The sequence below is a fragment of the Mumia sp. genome (assembly GCF_028803055.1).
Taxonomy (GTDB): Bacteria; Actinomycetota; Actinomycetes; order Propionibacteriales; family Nocardioidaceae; genus Mumia.
This window is the reverse complement of the sequence record NZ_JARBCJ010000019.1, coordinates 1-15,461: the sequence shown is the minus strand read 5'-3', so window position 1 is coordinate 15,461 and position 15,461 is coordinate 1. Positions and strand designations below refer to the sequence as shown.

The window sequence follows — 15,461 nt, the reverse complement described above, 5'->3', positions numbered from 1 at the left end:
CGCTACCTCGTACGGACCGCTCACAACGAGCGGCGCCCGAGTGCCGCCTGACGTGGGAAGGACCTCACGTGACCGAAACACCCACCCTGCTCGGTGGCGCCGGCGAGCCCGCAGCCGAGCCCGTGGCGAAGACCTCCCGTCGACGGGGGACCGGCCTCAACGCCATGGTTCTCCCGGAGCTGCAGCAGATCGCCTCCGGCCTCGGCATCAAGGGGGTCGGCAAGATGCGCAAGGGCGCGCTGATCGAAGCCATCCAGTCTGCACAGGGCGGCTCGACCACCGCGGCGCCGGCGCGTACGAGCGCTCCCGAGGCGACCACGCCCGAGGCGGCCGCCGCGACGACCGAGAGTGCCCCTCGCGCGGAGACGCGTGAGGATCGTGGCCAGCAGGCCCGCGGCGACAAGCGGGACGCCCGCGGCGACAAGGCCCGCGAGGACCGCGGCGGCGACAAGCCCCGCGAGGACCGGGGCGACCGCGGCGGCGACAAGGCCCGCGAGAACCGGGGCGACCGCGGCGGCGACAAGCCCCGCGAGGAGAAGCCTCGGGCAGAGCGCGCGGAGAAGTCCCGCGACGACCGCAGCGGCGACCAGAATGCTGCCGACGCCCAGCGCGCCGACAAGACCGAGAGCCGCGACCGCGGTGACGCCGACCGCGGCAACGACCGCGACGGCGAGGGCGGCGGACGCCGCCGAAACCGAAACCGCAACCGCAACCGCAACCGTGATCGCGACCGCAGCGACCGGGGCGACCGCAGCGACCGGGGCGACCGGGGCGACCGGGGTGACCGCAGTGAGCGGACCGGGCGCGAGTCCGAGCCAATGGTGGGCGACGACGATGTCCTCATCCCCGCTGCCGGCATCCTCGACGTGCTCGACAACTACGCGTTCGTGCGCACCAGCGGCTACCTGCCCGGCGAGAACGACGTCTACGTCTCGCTGTCGATGGTCCGCAAGTGGGGCCTGCGCAAGGGCGACGCGATCGTGGGTCAGGTGCGCCAGCCCCGTGAGGGCGAGCGCAAGGAGAAGTTCAACCCCCTGGTCAAGATCGAGTCGGTCAACGGCATGACGATCGAGGAGGCCAAGCAGCGGGTCGAGTTCTCCAAGCTCACCCCGCTCTACGCCTCGGAGCGTCTCCGCCTGGAGACCGAGCCGACTCAGCTCGCGGGCCGCATCATCGACATCGTGTCGCCCATCGGCAAGGGCCAGCGCGGACTGATCGTGTCGCCCCCCAAGGCCGGCAAGACGATGGTGATGCAGCAGATCGCCAACGCGATCACGACCAACAACCCCGAGTGCCACCTGATGGTCGTCCTCGTCGACGAGCGCCCGGAGGAGGTCACCGACTTCCAGCGCACCGTCAAGGGCGAGGTCATCGCGTCGACCTTCGACCGGCCGGCCACCGACCACACGACGGTCGCCGAGCTGGCGATCGAGCGCGCCAAGCGTCTCGTCGAGCTCGGGCACGACGTGGTCGTCCTGCTCGACGGCATCACGCGCCTCGGACGTGCCTACAACCTTGCCGCCCCGGCGAGCGGGCGCATCCTCTCCGGTGGCGTCGACTCGTCGGCGCTCTACCCGCCGAAGCGGTTCTTCGGCGCCGCTCGCAACATCGAGGACGGCGGGTCGCTGACCATCCTCGCCACCGCGCTGGTCGAGACCGGCTCGCGGATGGACGAGGTGATCTTCGAGGAGTTCAAGGGCACCGGCAACATGGAGCTGCGTCTCCGCCGCGAGTTCGCCGACAAGCGGATCTTCCCGGCGATCGACGTGGAGTCCTCCGGCACCCGGCGCGAGGAGCTCCTGATGAGCCGCGAGGAGCTGTCCATCATCTGGAAGCTGCGTCGCGTGCTGTCGGGCCTGGACGGTCAGCAGGCCCTGGAGCTCATGATCGAGAAGCTCAAGACGACCAAGAGCAACGTCGAGTTCCTCATGCAGATCAACCAGAGCACCCCCGCCACCGGACGCCGGGGCAATGGGGACGACGACTGATGAGCAGCGTCTACGACTTCCGCGCCGTCGACATCGACGGCACGGAGCGGGATCTCGACGAGTTCCGGGGTAAGGCGGTCCTCGTCGTCAACACGGCGAGCAAGTGCGGCTTCACCCCGCAGTACGAGGGGCTTGAGAAGCTGTACCGGGAGTACCAGGACGAGGGCCTCGTGGTGCTCGGCTTCCCGTGCGACCAGTTCCGCAACCAGGAGCCGGGCGACGAGGCCGAGATCAAGGAGTTCTGCTCCCTGACCTACGACGTGACCTTCCCCATGTTCGCCAAGGTCGACGTCAACGGGCCGGAGGCGCACCCGCTCTACCAGTGGTTGCGCGACCAGAAGTCGGGCGTCCTCGGTGACCGGATCAAGTGGAACTTCACCAAGTTCCTCATCGACCCCGAGGGCAACGTGGTGGACCGCTATGCGCCCACCACCAAGCCCGAGGACCTCGCCGACGACATCGAGAAGCTCCTGCGGTGAACCCTCTGGTGGTCACGGTGGTGCTGCTCAACGCACTCGCCGGGGCCTCGGTGCTGTTCGCGCTGACCGAGGCCAACAAGGGTGTGCCGATCTCCGAGACCGCGGTCTACCTCACCGTCGCGGTGGGGCTCATGGCGCTCTCGGTGATCCTCCTGGCGGGCTCGATGATCGCGGCCTGACCAGGGAATGCAACCCCGACGATTCGTGTTTCACCGAGCGACGGTGGCACAATGCCTACGGCTCTGGTTCACGGCCCGACCAGCGGGACGACCCAGCGGCTGACGAGAGGAAGACACATGAAGCACGACATCCACCCCAAGTACGTCGCGACCGAGGTCTCCTGCACCTGCGGCAACACGTTCACGACCCGCAGCACCTCGACCGAGGGCGTCATGCGCGTCGAGACCTGCTCTGCCTGCCACCCGTTCTACACGGGCAAGCAGCGCATCCTCGACACCGGCGGCCGCGTCGCCCGCTTCGAGAAGCGCTACGGCAAGAAGTAACCCCGTCGCGGCGCCGGCCACGCACCTCGCGTGCGCCGGCGCCGTTGTCATGTCAGGACCCGTTACGCAGGGAGGGAGGAGACCGATGAGCAACCGGTTCGACGCCGTGGAGTCGCTCGTGCGCGAGCACGCCGACCTCGAGACGCAGATGGCCGATCCCGCCGTCCACTCCGACCCTGCGCGCGCCAAGCGGCTCGGCCAGCGCTATGCCGAGCTCACGAGCATCGTCCGGACCTACCACGACTGGCAGCAGACGGTGGACGACGTCCAGGCCGCGCGTGAGCTCGCCGACGAGGACCCCGACTTCGCCTCCGAGGTGGCGTCCCTCGCGAGCCGCGAGCACGACCTCGCTGAGCGGCTGCAGCGCCTCCTGGTCCCGCGTGACCCCGCTGACTCCAAGGACGCGATCCTCGAGATCAAGGCGGGCGAGGGTGGCGAGGAGTCCGCGCTGTTCGCCGGCGACCTGCTCCGGATGTACCTGCGCTGGGCGGAGAGCCGCGGCTGGAAGACCGAGCTGATCGACGAGAACGCCTCCGACCTCGGCGGCTACAAGTCGGTGACGGTCGGCGTGAAGGCCAAGGGAAGGCCCGAGCCGGGGGAGGCGCCGTACGCGAAGCTCAAGTTCGAGGGCGGCGTCCACCGGGTCCAGCGCGTGCCCGTGACAGAGTCGCAAGGCCGCGTCCACACCTCCGCCGCCGGCGTGCTCGTCCTCCCCGAGGCCGAGTCCGTCGATGTCGACGTCAACGAGAACGACCTCCGGATCGACGTCTTCCGGTCGTCGGGGCCGGGCGGGCAGAGCGTGAACACGACCGACTCCGCCGTCCGGATCACCCACCTTCCCACCGGCATCGTGGTGAGCTGCCAGAACGAGAAGAGCCAGCTCCAGAACAAGGAGCAGGCGCTGCGGATCCTCCGCTCGCGGCTGCTGCAGGCCGCTCAGGACGCCGCCGACGCCGAGGCCTCGGACGCCCGCCGTTCACAGGTCCGCACGGTCGACCGCTCCGAGCGGATCCGGACCTACAACTTCCCCGAGAACCGCATCTCCGACCACCGCGTGGGCTTCAAGGCCTACAACCTCGACCAGGTGATGGACGGCGCGCTCGACGACGTCGTGGAGGCCTGCGTCGATGCCGACCTCGCCGCGCGGCTCGCCGCCGTCGAGAGCTCGGCGTGACCCAGGTCCGTACGGCACTGGCCGACGCCGCCCGTCGGCTCGCCGAGGCGGGGGTCGCCTCGCCGCGCAACGACGCCGAGCTGCTCCTCGCCCACGTGCTCGGGACGGGGCGGTCGGGTCTGCTGCTCGTGGACGGCATCGACGACGCACAGGCGACGGCGTACGAGGAGCTGGTCGTCCGCCGTGCGGCCCGAGAGCCGCTGCAGCACCTGACGGGCTCGGCCGCCTTCCGCTACCGCGACCTGGCCGTAGGCCCGGGGGTCTTCGTGCCCCGCCCCGAGACCGAGTCGCTGGTCGAGTGGGGCCTGTCGGTCCTCGACTCGTTCGAGGTCGAGCACCCCGTGGTCGTCGACCTCGGGACGGGATCCGGTGCGATCGCCGGTGCCGTCGCCTCCGAGCGGCCGCACACCCGCGTCCACGCCGTCGAGCTGGGCGACGCGGCCTTTGCCTACGCCGAGAACAACCTGGCCGGCCTCGGCGTCGACCTTCGCCACGGTGACCTCGCGGAGGCGTTCCCCGACCTCGACGGGACCGTCGACCTCGTCCTGGCCAACCCGCCGTACATCCCTCTCACGGCGTGGGAGTCGGTCGCCGTCGAGGCCCGTGACCACGATCCCGACCTGGCGCTGTGGTCGGGGGAGGACGGGCTCGACGCGATGCGTGACGTCGCCGCGACGGCGGCTCGGCTGCTGCGCCACGGCGGCTGGGTCGGCGCCGAGCACGCCGACGTTCAGGGGGCCTCCGCGCCCGCCGTCTTCGTCGCGCACGGTGCCTTCGAAGAGGTCCGCGATCGCGCCGACCTGGCCGGGAGGCCGCGGTTCGTCACCGCGCGCCGCGCTCGTCGGTAGGGACCTCCCGCCCTGTTGCCGCCCCAACCAGCAGGGGTACGGCGGGTCCAGGACCGGTGCTGGCACGATGGCCCTGTGAGCGAACGGTTCTCCTGCCTCGACGACGACCAGCGTGACGCCGGGCTGGAGGCTGCCCGGGCGGCGATCCGCGACAACGCCCTGGTCGTGATGCCGACCGACACGGTCTACGGGATCGCCGCGGACGCCTTCGAGCCCGAGGGGGTCGCAGCACTGCTGGCCGCCAAGGGACGGGGCCGGCACATGCCGCCCCCGGTCCTCGTCGCCTCCACCACCACGCTCGACGCGCTGGCGTCACGGATGGAGCCGTACGTGCACACGCTGGCCGAGGCGTTCTGGCCCGGGCCGCTGACCCTGATCTGCCGCCAGCAGGAGTCGCTGGTGTGGGACCTCGGCGAGACACGAGGGACCGTGGCGATCCGCATGCCCGCGGACGAGAACGCCCTGGCGCTGCTGCGCCGTACGGGGCCGCTCGCCGTGTCGAGCGCCAACCTCACCGGGCGTCCCGCCGCCACCACGGTCGAGGAGGCCGAGGAGCAGCTCGGCGAGAGTGTCGCGGTCTATCTGGACGGCGGGCCTGCGGGCAGCGGCGTGCCCTCGACGATCGTCGACTGCACGGGCGACCTCCCGAGAGTCGTGGGCGCCCGGCGCGATCACGGTCGAGCAGATCGTCGAGCTCGGGGTCGAGGTCGGCTGACCCGTGCGCGAGTATCTCGTCGTCTTCCTCGTCGCCGTCGCGGTGACCTATGTCCTGGCCGTCCTGGCGCGCGAGAGTGCGATGAGGGTCGGGGCCTACGCGCGGGTGCGCGACCGCGACGTGCACGCCATCCCCATCCCGTACTTCGGCGGGATCGCGATGCTGCTCGGCCTGCTCGCGGCCTACCTGGTGGCGTCGCAGATGCCGTTCCTGTCGCGCTCGGAGGACGCCGTGCTCTCGGACGCGGGCGCAGTGATGGTCGGGGCGACGGTCATCACGGTCGTCGGCGTGATCGACGACATGTACGAGCTGGACGCGCTCACGAAGTTCGCCGGACAGGTCCTCGCCGCGGTCATCACGGTGTCGATGGGCGTGCAGCTCGTCTATCTCCCGCTCCCGGGAACCACGTGGGCGATCGATCCGCTCCAGTCGATCTTGTTCTCCGTCCTGACGATCGTCATCTGCGTCAACGCGGTGAACTTCGTCGACGGGCTCGACGGTCTGGCCGCCGGCGTCGCCGGCATCGGAGCGGTGTCGTTCTTCATCTTCGCCTTCGTCCTCGTCTCCGAGAACCGGCAGACGAACGCGATCGCCGCGGCGATGCTGTGCGCCGCTCTCGCCGGCGTCTGCGCGGGGATCCTGCCGCACAACTTCAACCCTGCACGGATGTTCATCGGCGACGCCGGAGCGATGCTCCTCGGCTTCGTGCTCGCATGCTCGGCCATCTCCTTGTCGGGCAGGTTCTCGGCTGCCGAGGCGATCCAAGGCCTCGGCGGCGCCCAGGCGTCCCTCTTCCCCGCCCTGCTGCCGCTGCTGCTTCCCTTCGCGGTGCTGCTCGTCCCGTTCGTGGACATGCTGATGGCGGTCGTACGCCGTACCCGTGCCGGGCGCTCGCCGTTCGCGCCCGACAAGCTGCACATGCACCACCGGTTGCTGGAGATCGGCCACTCGCACCGCCGGGCGGTGCTGGTCATGTACATGATCTCGGGGGTCGTGGCCTTCGGCGCCGTGGCACTCGGCCTGATCGGGGGATGGCGCGCGGTGGCGGGGGTGGCCGTCATGGTCGTCGTCACAGCGCTGGCGGTGTTCTGGCTACCCCGCGCAGGGCGGCCTCGCAGCGCGTGAGACTCTGATGGGGCGTCTGATTTTGGCGTGAAAGACCCCTTGTGCTATTTTTCACAAACACCACCCAGTCACGTTTGGACGGCCGCCCCATGACGACCACCCAGCGATCCGATCGCCACACCGCACGCCTGACCCGCGTGCTCGGTGGGGCTGCGCTCGCCGCCGGGATCGCATGCGTCGCGGTGGGTGCGGCGGTGTCGGGTGGACCAGGCGCCCTCGGCGCACTGATCGGTGCTGTGGTCGTCCTGTCCTTCTTCGGCGCCACGTTCGCGGTGCTGCGCCCGCTGACCCGGCCCGCGACCGGCGGGACGATGCTCGTCGCGCTCATGCTCTACGGCACCAAGATCCTCGTCCTCCTGGCCGCCGCCCTGGCGCTCTCGAGCTCGGGGCTGCTGGGTGACCCCGTCGACGCCCAGGCCCTCGGCGTCACCGTCATCGTGTGCACCCTTGTGGTCACCGGGCTCGAGGTCGTGGCTGCGACATCGAGCCGCACTCCTCTCTACGACCTGGGGGAGGAGCGATGACGTCGGCGTGCTACCTTGTGCCTGGCAATGAGCGACTCTTCACCGTCCCCCTCCTTCTCGCGCGACCCTTGGGTCGCTGTCGGGCGGATCGGCGGTGGAGTCTTGGTCTACGGAGCCCTCGGCTACCTGCTAGACCTCTGGTGGGGGACCTCGTTCATGGTGGTGATCGGCATCGTCCTCGGGGCGGCGCTCGGGATCTACACCGTGTTCGCAGCGCTCCAGGACAGGTCCTGACCCCCGGGACGTTCCCAGCCGCGCTGCCCGCCGTACCCGTAACGCCCGTGGACACACGGTGCGCCCGCGCCCTAGATGAGGTGATCGAGTGACCACCCCCGGACGGACCGTCCTCGCCGAGTTCCACCCGCCCGGCCCCGCTGACTTCCAGCTGCCGCCGATCTTCGGCGACGTCACGAAGCCGATGGTCCTGTACGTCCTGTCGGGCGTGCTCATCTTCGGTCTCTTCTACGCGGCCTCCCGCCGCGCCGCCGTCGTGCCGGGCCGGATGCAGTTCGCCGGCGAGTACGCCTACAACTTCGTGCGCAACAGCATCGCGCGCGACTCGATCGGCTCCGCCGACTTCATGAAGTTCGTCCCGTACCTCACGGCGCTGTTCTTCATCATCCTGGTCAACAACTACTACGGCCTCATCCCGCTGCTGCAGTTCCCGACGTTCTCGCACTCGGGCTACGCCTACGCGCTCGCCGCGCTGACCTGGATCCTCTACAACGGTGTCGGCATCGCCAAGCACGGGTTCGCCGGCTACTTCAAGCTGCAGGCCGTGCCGGGCGGCGTCGGCGGTCCGATCCTGCTGCTGATCGTGCCGCTGGAGTTTATGTCGAACATCCTGGTGCGGCCGGTCACGCTCGCGCTGCGACTCTTCGCCAACATGTTCGCCGGCCACCTGCTGCTCATCCTGTTCACCCTCGGCGGCAGCTACCTGGTCTTCGAGTCGGGCAACATCCTGTACGCCCCGGTGGGCGTCATCGCCTGGCTCCTGGCCATCGCGGTGAGCTTCCTCGAGGCCCTGGTGATGTTCCTCCAGGCGTACGTCTTCACCCTCCTGACGGCTCAGTACATCGGCGGCGCGCTCGCCGACGAGCACTGATCCACCCACCTGACCGACAACTTCATACCGAACCCGTAGCGAACCCCCCGATGGGTTCACCACAGCGACGCAAACCAGCGTCACGACGAAAGGAACAGCCGTGGACGGCTCCCTCAACATGATCGGCTACGGCCTGGCTGCGATTGGCCCGGGCGTCGGCATCGGCCTCATCTTCGCCGCGTACATCAACGGCGTCGCCCGTCAGCCCGAGGCGCAGTCGCGCCTCCAGACGATCGCGATCCTCGGCTTCGCGCTCGCCGAGGCCCTGGCGATCATCGGCATCGCGCTCGCGTTCGTCCTCTGACGGACGCCACGGCGTTCCACCGACCATCCCTGATGACGAGGTCAGCTCATGAGTAGCACCATCCTTGCGGCGGAAGGGCTCAACCCGCTCGTCCCGCACGTCGACGAGATCATTCTCGGCGTCGTCGTCTTCTTGATCCTGGTCTTCCTGATCAAGAAGTTCGTCGTGCCCAACTTCGAGAAGGCGTACGCCGAGCGCACGGCCGCCATCGAAGGCGGCATGAAGGAGGCCGCGCAGGCGCAGGACGAGGCCAAGGCAGCGCTGGAGAAGTACAACGCCCAGCTCTCCGAGGCACGCCACGAGGCCGCCCGCATCCGCGAGGAGGCGCGCGAGCAGGGAGCGCAGATCATCGCCGAGATGCGCACCCAGGCTCAGGAGGAGTCCCAGCGCATCGTCACCTCGGCGCACCAGCAGATCGAGGCCGAGCGCGCCCAGGCGGTGCAGTCGCTGCGCCGTGAGGTCGGTCAGCTCTCGACCGAGCTGGCGTCGCGGATCGTCGGTGAGTCCCTCGAGGACGAGGCGCGTCAGCGGCGCACCGTCGAGCGCTTCGTCGCCGACCTCGACGGCTCGTCGAACGGATCGGCGAACTGATGCGCGGCGTCTCGGCAACCTCGCTCGCCCAGGTCCTCGAGACCGTGGGCGGGTCGACCGCCGACGGCGCCCAGGGCGTCACTGTCGGTGCCGAGGTGTTCGCGGTCGTCGCCGCGCTCGACACCAACCCCGGCCGGCGCCGGGGGGGGTCGGACCCGGCGACGGAGTCGGACGCCAAGGCCGGCCTGGTCCGGACGCTGTTCGCCGACAAGATCGGTACGGGGGCGCTGGACGTGGCCGTCGCCGCCGTGCGCGGTCGGTGGAGCCGCGCCCGCGACCTCGCCGACGCCCTCGAGCTGGCAGGTGTCCAGGCGGTGCTGTCCACGGCCGACCAGCGGGGCACGCTCGACACGGTCGCGGACACCCTGTTCGCGTTCTCGCGGGTGGTCATCGACGACCCGCAGCTGCGTCGGACGCTCAACGACCGGGCGGCCTCGGTCGAGGGCCGTCGCGACATCGTCTCGCGCCTGCTCGACGGGCAGGTCGACGACGTGTCGCTGGCCCTGGCCCGCCAGGCCGTGGCGATGCGCAAGCACGGCTACGAGGAGACCCTGGTCGCCTTCGCCGAGGACGCCATCTCCCGCGAGGGTCGGCTCCAGGCCCGTGTCGTCACCGCGTACGCGCTGGACGCCGACGAGAAGCAGCGTTTGGCTGGAGCCTTGGCCCGCAAGTACGGTCGAGACGTACACGTGGACGTCACCGTGGACCCGTCGGTGATCGGCGGCCTGTCCGTCGAGATCGCGGGTGAGCGGATCGACTCCACGATCCAGACGCGGCTCGCCGACGCGCGACGGGCTCTCGTCGGCTGACGATGGCCCCCACACACCCCTCCCGAGAACTTCCCCAGCACGATCGAGAAGAAGGCAGGCACTGACATGGCGGAGCTCACGATCCGTCCCGACGACATTCGCGACGCGCTCCAGCAGTTCGTCAGCGACTACAAGCCGCAGGCGACGACCGAGGAGATCGGCACCGTCGCTGAGGCGATGGACGGCATCGCCCGTGTCGAGGGCCTGCCGTCGACGATGGCCAACGAGCTGCTCGAGTTCGAGGACGGCACGCTCGGCCTCGCCCTGAACCTCGACGTGCGCCAGATCGGTGTCGTCATCCTCGGCGAGTTCTCCGGCATCGAGGAGGGGCAGAAGGTCAAGCGGACCGGTCAGGTCCTCTCCGTCCCGGTCGGTGACGGCTACCTCGGGCGCGTCGTCGACCCGCTCGGCAACCCGATCGACGGCCTCGGCGAGGTGGAGACCTCCGCACGTCGTGCCCTCGAGCTCCAGGCACCGTCGGTGGTCGAGCGCAAGAGCGTCCACGAGCCGCTGATGACCGGCATCAAGGCCATCGACTCGATGACCCCGATCGGCCGCGGCCAGCGTCAGCTGATCATCGGCGACCGCCAGACCGGCAAGACCGCGATCGCGATCGACACGATCATCAACCAGAAGCAGTTCTGGGAGACCGGCGACCCGACCAAGCAGGTCCGCTGCATCTACGTCGCCATCGGCCAGAAGGGCTCGACGATCGCCTCGGTGCGCTCCGCGCTCGAGGAGGCCGGCGCCCTGGAGTACACGTCGATCGTCGCGGCTCCCGCGTCGGACTCGGCCGGCTTCAAGTACCTCGCCCCCTACACCGGCTCGGCCATCGGCCAGCAGTGGATGTACGAGGGCAAGCACGTCCTCATCATCTTCGACGACCTCTCCAAGCAGGCCGAGGCCTACCGCGCCGTGTCGCTGCTGCTCCGCCGCCCGCCGGGCCGCGAGGCATACCCGGGTGACGTCTTCTACCTCCACAGCCGGCTGCTCGAGCGCTGCGCGAAGCTCTCGGACGAGCTCGGTGCGGGGTCGATGACCGGCCTGCCGATCGTCGAGACGAAGGCCAACGACGTGTCGGCCTACATCCCGACCAACGTCATCTCGATCACCGACGGCCAGATCTTCCTGCAGTCGGACCTCTTCAACTCCAACCAGCGTCCCGCCGTCGACGTCGGCATCTCGGTGTCGCGGGTCGGCAGCGCGGCGATGCTGAAGTCGATGAAGGCCGTCACCGGCTCGATCAAGGTCGAGCTCGCGCAGTACCGCGCGATGGAGGCGTTCGCGATGTTCGCCTCCGACCTCGACGCCGCCTCGAAGCAGCAGCTGGCGCGCGGCGAGCGGCTGATGGCGCTGTTCCGGCAGGGCCAGTACGAGCCGTTCCCGGCCGAGGACCAGGTCGTCTCGCTGTGGGCGGGCACGACCGGCAAGCTCGACCGCGTCCCGGTCGAGGACGTCCAGCGCTTCGAGTCCGAGTTCCTCGACTACCTGCGTCGCAGCGAGCCGGGCATCCTGGACACGATCCGTGAGTCGGGCAAGTTCGACGACGACACCGCGGGCTCGCTCGACTCGGCGTACGACACGTTCGCCGACCAGTTCGAGACCAGCACCGGGGGCTCGATCAAGCCGGGCAAGGAAGAGCACGAGGCTCTCGCCGACGAGGACGTCGCGCAGGAGCAGATCGTCACGCAGAAGCGAGGCTGACCTCTCATGGCCACCTCACTGCGCGAGTACCGCGCGAAGATCAAGTCGACGCAGTCGATGAAGAAGATCACGCGCGCCATGGAGCTCATCGCGGCGTCGCGCATCGTCAAGGCGCAGCAGCAGGCTGCGGCGGCGACGCCGTACGCCCGTGAGCTCACGCGCGCGGTGTCCGCCCTCGCGACCTTCGGTGCCGTCGACCACAAGCTGCTCACCGAGAACCCGGAGCCCAAGCGGGCCGCGGTCCTGGTCATCGCCAGCGACCGCGGGCTCGCCGGTTCCTACTCCTCGGCCGTGCTCAAGGAGTCGGAGCGTCTCGTCGAGAAGCTCCACGCCGAGGGCAAGGACGTGGACATGTACGTCACCGGCCGCAAGGCCGAGGCCTACTTCCGCTTCCGGCAGCGCCCGGTCGTGCAGTCGTGGACCGGGTTCTCCGACCACCCCTCGTACGCTGACGCGCGCGAGGTCGGAGACGTGCTCACCTCGGCGTTCCTCATCGACCCGGAGGACCCCGAGACGGGTGACCCGGAGCGCGAGGTCGACGAGCTGCACGTGGTCTTCACCCGTTTCCGTTCGATGATCAGCCAGACCCCCGAGGTCATCCGGCTGCTGCCGCTGGAGGTCGTCGAGGGGGAGGAGCCGCCCGCAGAGGGCGAGGTCTACCCGCTCTACGAGTTCGAGCCGTCGGCCTCGGAGGTCCTCGACGGGCTCTTGCCCAAGTACGTCAACCACCGGCTCTACTTCTGCTTCCTCCAGGCAGCGGCGTCGGAGCTCGCGGCACGCCAGCAGGCGATGAAGAACGCGACCGACAACGCCGAAGACCTGATCCAGAAGTACACCCGTACAGCCAACCAGGCCCGTCAGGCCGGGATTACCCAGGAAATCAGTGAGATCGTCGGTGGTGCGAATGCCCTCGCCGACGCGACCGCCGGGAGTGAGTGAAACCATGACTGCCACTGTCAACGAGACCACGACGACGGGCCGTATCGCCCGCGTCATCGGCCCGGTCATCGACGTCGAGTTCCCCACCGACCAGATGCCCGAGATGTACAACGCGCTGCACGTCCACACCGCGCTCGACGCCGAGGGTCGCCCGCTCACCCTCGAGGTCGCCCAGCACATCGGTGACGGCATGGTGCGTGCGATCTCCATGCAGCCGACCGACGGACTGACCCGTGGTGCGGAGGTGCGCGACACCGGCGAGCCGATCTCGGTCCCCGTCGGCGACGTGACCCTCGGCCACGTGTTCAACACGATCGGCGAGTGCCTCAACCTCAGCGAGGGCGAGGTGCTCGACATCAAGGAGCGGTGGGGCATCCACCGCAAGGCGCCGTCGTTCGACTCGCTCGAGCCCAAGACGGAGATGTTCCAGACGGGCATCAAGGTCATCGACCTGCTGACGCCGTACGTGCTCGGCGGCAAGATCGGCCTCTTCGGTGGTGCAGGCGTCGGCAAGACGGTCCTCATCCAGGAGATGATCGCCCGTGTCGCCCGTGACCACGGTGGTGTCTCGGTGTTCGCCGGTGTCGGTGAGCGCACGCGTGAGGGCAACGACCTCATCGCCGAGATGGACGAGTCGGGCGTTCTCGGCCAGACCGCGCTGGTCTTCGGCCAGATGGACGAGCCGCCGGGCGCGCGTCTGCGCGTCGCCCTGTCGGCGCTGACGATGGCGGAGTACTTCCGCGACGTCCAGAAGCAGGACGTGCTCCTCTTCATCGACAACATCTTCCGGTTCACCCAGGCGGGCTCGGAGGTTTCGACCCTGCTCGGTCGCATGCCGTCCGCCGTGGGCTACCAGCCGACGCTGGCCGACGAGATGGGCGTCCTCCAGGAGCGCATCACCTCGACGCGTGGTCACTCGATCACCTCGATGCAGGCGATCTACGTGCCGGCCGACGACTACACCGACCCGGCGCCGGCAACGACGTTCGCGCACCTCGACGCCACGACCGAGCTGAGCCGTGAGATCGCCTCGCAGGGCATCTACCCGGCCGTCGATCCACTGACGTCGACGTCGCGCATCCTCGACCCGCGCTACATCTCGGCCGAGCACTACCAGGTCGCGACCCGGGTCAAGCAGATCCTGCAGCGCAACAAGGAGCTCCAGGACATCATCGCGATCCTCGGTGTCGACGAGCTGTCGGAGGAGGACAAGACGGTCGTGTCGCGCGCCCGTCGCATCCAGCGCTTCCTCTCGCAGAACACCTACGTGGCGAAGCAGTTCACCGGCATCGAGGGCTCGACCGTCCCGCTCGACGAGAGCGTGGACGCGTTCAAGCGCATCGCGGACGGCGAGTACGACCACGTGGCCGAGCAGGCCTTCTTCATGTGCGGCGGTCTCGAAGACGTCGAGAAGAAGTGGGCCGAGATCCAGAAGAGCTCCTGACCCGGCACGTTCGTAGAGAAGGAGTCCTCTGATGGCAGGCACACTGCACGTCGAGCTCGTCAGCGCCGACCGGCTGCTGTGGTCGGGCGAGGCGACGTCGCTGCTCGCACGCACGCTCGACGGTGACATCGGCATCCTCCCCGGGCATGCCCCGGTGATGTCGTTGCTGGCCGACGGCGTCGTCGAGATCGACACCGAGGACAAGGAGACCTGGGTCGCGGCCGTCGACGCCGGCTTCCTCTCGGTCGCCATGGACCGGGTGTCGATCCTGGCCGAGAGCGCGGTGATGTCGCACGACATCGACCTCGAGCGGGCCAAGAACGACCTCTCCCGGATCAAGTCCGCAGGCGTGGACGACGACGAGGCCGCTGAAGAAGTCCGTCGTCTCGAAGCCCGCATCCGTGCGGTCGAGATGGCGTCCTGAGGTCGTCCGAAGAATCCTGACGTAGTCGCCGAGGGAGGAGGGCACACATGCCGGTCTGGTTGTGGGTGCTCGACTCCCTCGGCGTGCTTCTGGGCCTGGCGGTCCTGGCCGTGCTGGCGCTCGCCGGACGGCGTCGGGTGCTGGCCCGCGGTGGCAGCACCTTCGACCTGAGCGTCAACCGTCGTCCGGAGTCGACTCGTGACGAGGGCGACCCGCGTGGCTGGACCCTCGGGATCGGCCGCTACAACGACAGCTATCTCGAATGGTTCCGGACGTTCTCGTTCTCACCACGCCCGGTCCTGCGCTTCGAGCGCGGGCACGTGGAGGTCGAGCGCCGCCGCCGGCCGGTGGGCTCGGAGACCTACGCGCTGCACGCCGGCAACACGATCGTCGAGTGCATGCTCGACGGGGGCGTCCCGATCCAGCTCGCACTGAGCCCGCAGGCCCTGACCGGGCTGCTCGCGTGGCTCGAGTCCTCGCCCCCCGGGCGCGAGGTCAACAACGTCATCTGACCGCGGGTCACTTCCTGCCGCTCGCGGGTCACTCTCTGGCGTCCGCGGGTCACTCTCTGGCGTCCGCGGGTCGGTCAGCGCTCGCCGCCGGGCACCCAGAGCACGTCGCCGGCCTCGCGGTTGGCGTAGCGGGCGAGGATGAACAACAGGTCCGACAGCCGGTTGAGGTACTTCGCGGTAAGGACGTTCATCGTCTCGCCGTGCTCCCCGATCGCTGCCCAGGCACTGCGCTCGGAGCGGCGGCACACCGTACGGGCGATATGGAGGACCGAC

General features: G+C 69.2%; 18 protein-coding genes and 2 pseudogenes. 19 read left to right on the top strand and 1 reads right to left on the bottom strand.

Features of this window, described 5'->3' with window-relative positions; translation table 11 throughout:
- Positions 1 to 164 precede the first annotated feature (164 nt).
- The 19 genes and pseudogenes from rho to PV363_RS03485 all read left to right on the top strand — a co-directional run bounded on the left by rho (position 165) and on the right by PV363_RS03485 (position 15,188).
- Complete coding sequence (gene rho, locus PV363_RS03575) at positions 165 to 1,988, top strand: transcription termination factor Rho (protein ID WP_301021698.1); 1,824 nt, start codon at positions 165 to 167, stop codon at positions 1,986 to 1,988.
- Entirely contained in the window at positions 1,988 to 2,467 is a 480-nt protein-coding gene (locus tag PV363_RS03570; RefSeq protein ID WP_220344052.1) for a glutathione peroxidase, read from the top strand. The genes rho and PV363_RS03570 overlap by 1 nt, the downstream gene beginning before the upstream one ends.
- On the top strand, positions 2,464 to 2,646 hold the full coding sequence (locus PV363_RS03565) for a hypothetical protein (RefSeq protein WP_220344053.1): 183 nt from the start codon (positions 2,464 to 2,466) through the stop codon (positions 2,644 to 2,646). Before PV363_RS03570 ends, PV363_RS03565 begins: the two co-directional genes overlap by 4 nt.
- A 117-nt stretch (positions 2,647 to 2,763) precedes the next feature.
- Entirely contained in the window at positions 2,764 to 2,970 is a 207-nt protein-coding gene (rpmE, locus tag PV363_RS03560; protein WP_220344054.1) for a 50S ribosomal protein L31, read from the top strand.
- A gap of 85 nt (positions 2,971 to 3,055) precedes the next feature.
- Positions 3,056 to 4,144, top strand: coding sequence for a peptide chain release factor 1 (gene prfA / locus PV363_RS03555; RefSeq protein WP_220344055.1), 1,089 nt, complete (start codon positions 3,056 to 3,058; stop codon positions 4,142 to 4,144).
- Positions 4,141 to 4,992 carry a peptide chain release factor N(5)-glutamine methyltransferase gene (gene prmC, locus PV363_RS03550; protein ID WP_220344056.1) on the top strand — a complete coding sequence of 284 codons (852 nt, stop codon included), beginning with the start codon at positions 4,141 to 4,143 and terminating at the stop codon, positions 4,990 to 4,992. The genes prfA and prmC overlap by 4 nt, the downstream gene beginning before the upstream one ends.
- A 75-nt stretch (positions 4,993 to 5,067) precedes the next feature.
- A pseudogene (locus tag PV363_RS03545) lies at positions 5,068 to 5,589 on the top strand (L-threonylcarbamoyladenylate synthase); the annotation flags it as partial.
- Positions 5,590 to 5,710: 121 nt separating this feature from the next.
- Positions 5,711 to 6,832, top strand: coding sequence for an MraY family glycosyltransferase (locus PV363_RS03540; RefSeq protein ID WP_220344058.1), 1,122 nt, complete (start codon positions 5,711 to 5,713; stop codon positions 6,830 to 6,832).
- An 89-nt stretch (positions 6,833 to 6,921) separates the two neighbouring features.
- Positions 6,922 to 7,356, top strand: coding sequence for a hypothetical protein (locus PV363_RS03535; protein ID WP_220346499.1), 435 nt, complete (start codon positions 6,922 to 6,924; stop codon positions 7,354 to 7,356).
- A 27-nt stretch (positions 7,357 to 7,383) separates the two neighbouring features.
- Positions 7,384 to 7,590: an AtpZ/AtpI family protein gene (locus PV363_RS03530; RefSeq protein WP_220344060.1), complete on the top strand. Its 207-nt coding sequence runs from the start codon at positions 7,384 to 7,386 to the stop codon at positions 7,588 to 7,590.
- A gap of 88 nt (positions 7,591 to 7,678) precedes the next feature.
- Entirely contained in the window at positions 7,679 to 8,461 is a 783-nt protein-coding gene (gene atpB, locus PV363_RS03525; protein WP_301021693.1) for a F0F1 ATP synthase subunit A, read from the top strand.
- A 100-nt stretch (positions 8,462 to 8,561) separates the two neighbouring features.
- A complete protein-coding gene (atpE, locus tag PV363_RS03520; RefSeq protein WP_366525442.1) occupies positions 8,562 to 8,765 on the top strand; it encodes an ATP synthase F0 subunit C in 204 nt (67 codons plus the stop codon).
- Between the two features lie 48 nt (positions 8,766 to 8,813).
- A complete protein-coding gene (locus tag PV363_RS03515; RefSeq protein ID WP_220344061.1) occupies positions 8,814 to 9,356 on the top strand; it encodes a F0F1 ATP synthase subunit B in 543 nt (180 codons plus the stop codon).
- The gene (locus tag PV363_RS03510; protein ID WP_301021692.1) at positions 9,356 to 10,165 is read left to right on the top strand and encodes a F0F1 ATP synthase subunit delta; all 810 of its coding nucleotides are present in this window, start codon (positions 9,356 to 9,358) and stop codon (positions 10,163 to 10,165) included. Before PV363_RS03515 ends, PV363_RS03510 begins: the two co-directional genes overlap by 1 nt.
- Before the next feature lie 66 nt (positions 10,166 to 10,231).
- Complete coding sequence (gene atpA / locus PV363_RS03505; RefSeq protein WP_220344063.1) at positions 10,232 to 11,869, top strand: F0F1 ATP synthase subunit alpha; 1,638 nt, start codon at positions 10,232 to 10,234, stop codon at positions 11,867 to 11,869.
- Between the two features lie 6 nt (positions 11,870 to 11,875).
- Complete coding sequence (locus PV363_RS03500) at positions 11,876 to 12,808, top strand: F0F1 ATP synthase subunit gamma (protein WP_220344064.1); 933 nt, start codon at positions 11,876 to 11,878, stop codon at positions 12,806 to 12,808.
- A gap of 4 nt (positions 12,809 to 12,812) precedes the next feature.
- The gene (gene atpD, locus PV363_RS03495; RefSeq protein WP_220344065.1) at positions 12,813 to 14,252 is read left to right on the top strand and encodes a F0F1 ATP synthase subunit beta; all 1,440 of its coding nucleotides are present in this window, start codon (positions 12,813 to 12,815) and stop codon (positions 14,250 to 14,252) included.
- 31 nt (positions 14,253 to 14,283) lie between these two features.
- Complete coding sequence (locus tag PV363_RS03490; RefSeq protein ID WP_220344066.1) at positions 14,284 to 14,676, top strand: F0F1 ATP synthase subunit epsilon; 393 nt, start codon at positions 14,284 to 14,286, stop codon at positions 14,674 to 14,676.
- 47 nt (positions 14,677 to 14,723) lie between these two features.
- Positions 14,724 to 15,188 (top strand): DUF2550 domain-containing protein, encoded by a 465-nt coding sequence (locus PV363_RS03485; RefSeq protein WP_220344067.1) that lies wholly within the window; start codon positions 14,724 to 14,726, stop codon positions 15,186 to 15,188.
- Positions 15,189 to 15,262: 74 nt separating this feature from the next.
- Here the strand turns inward: PV363_RS03485 and PV363_RS03480 are convergent.
- Positions 15,263 to 15,461, bottom strand: a pseudogene (locus PV363_RS03480) (cob(I)yrinic acid a c-diamide adenosyltransferase); the annotation flags it as partial.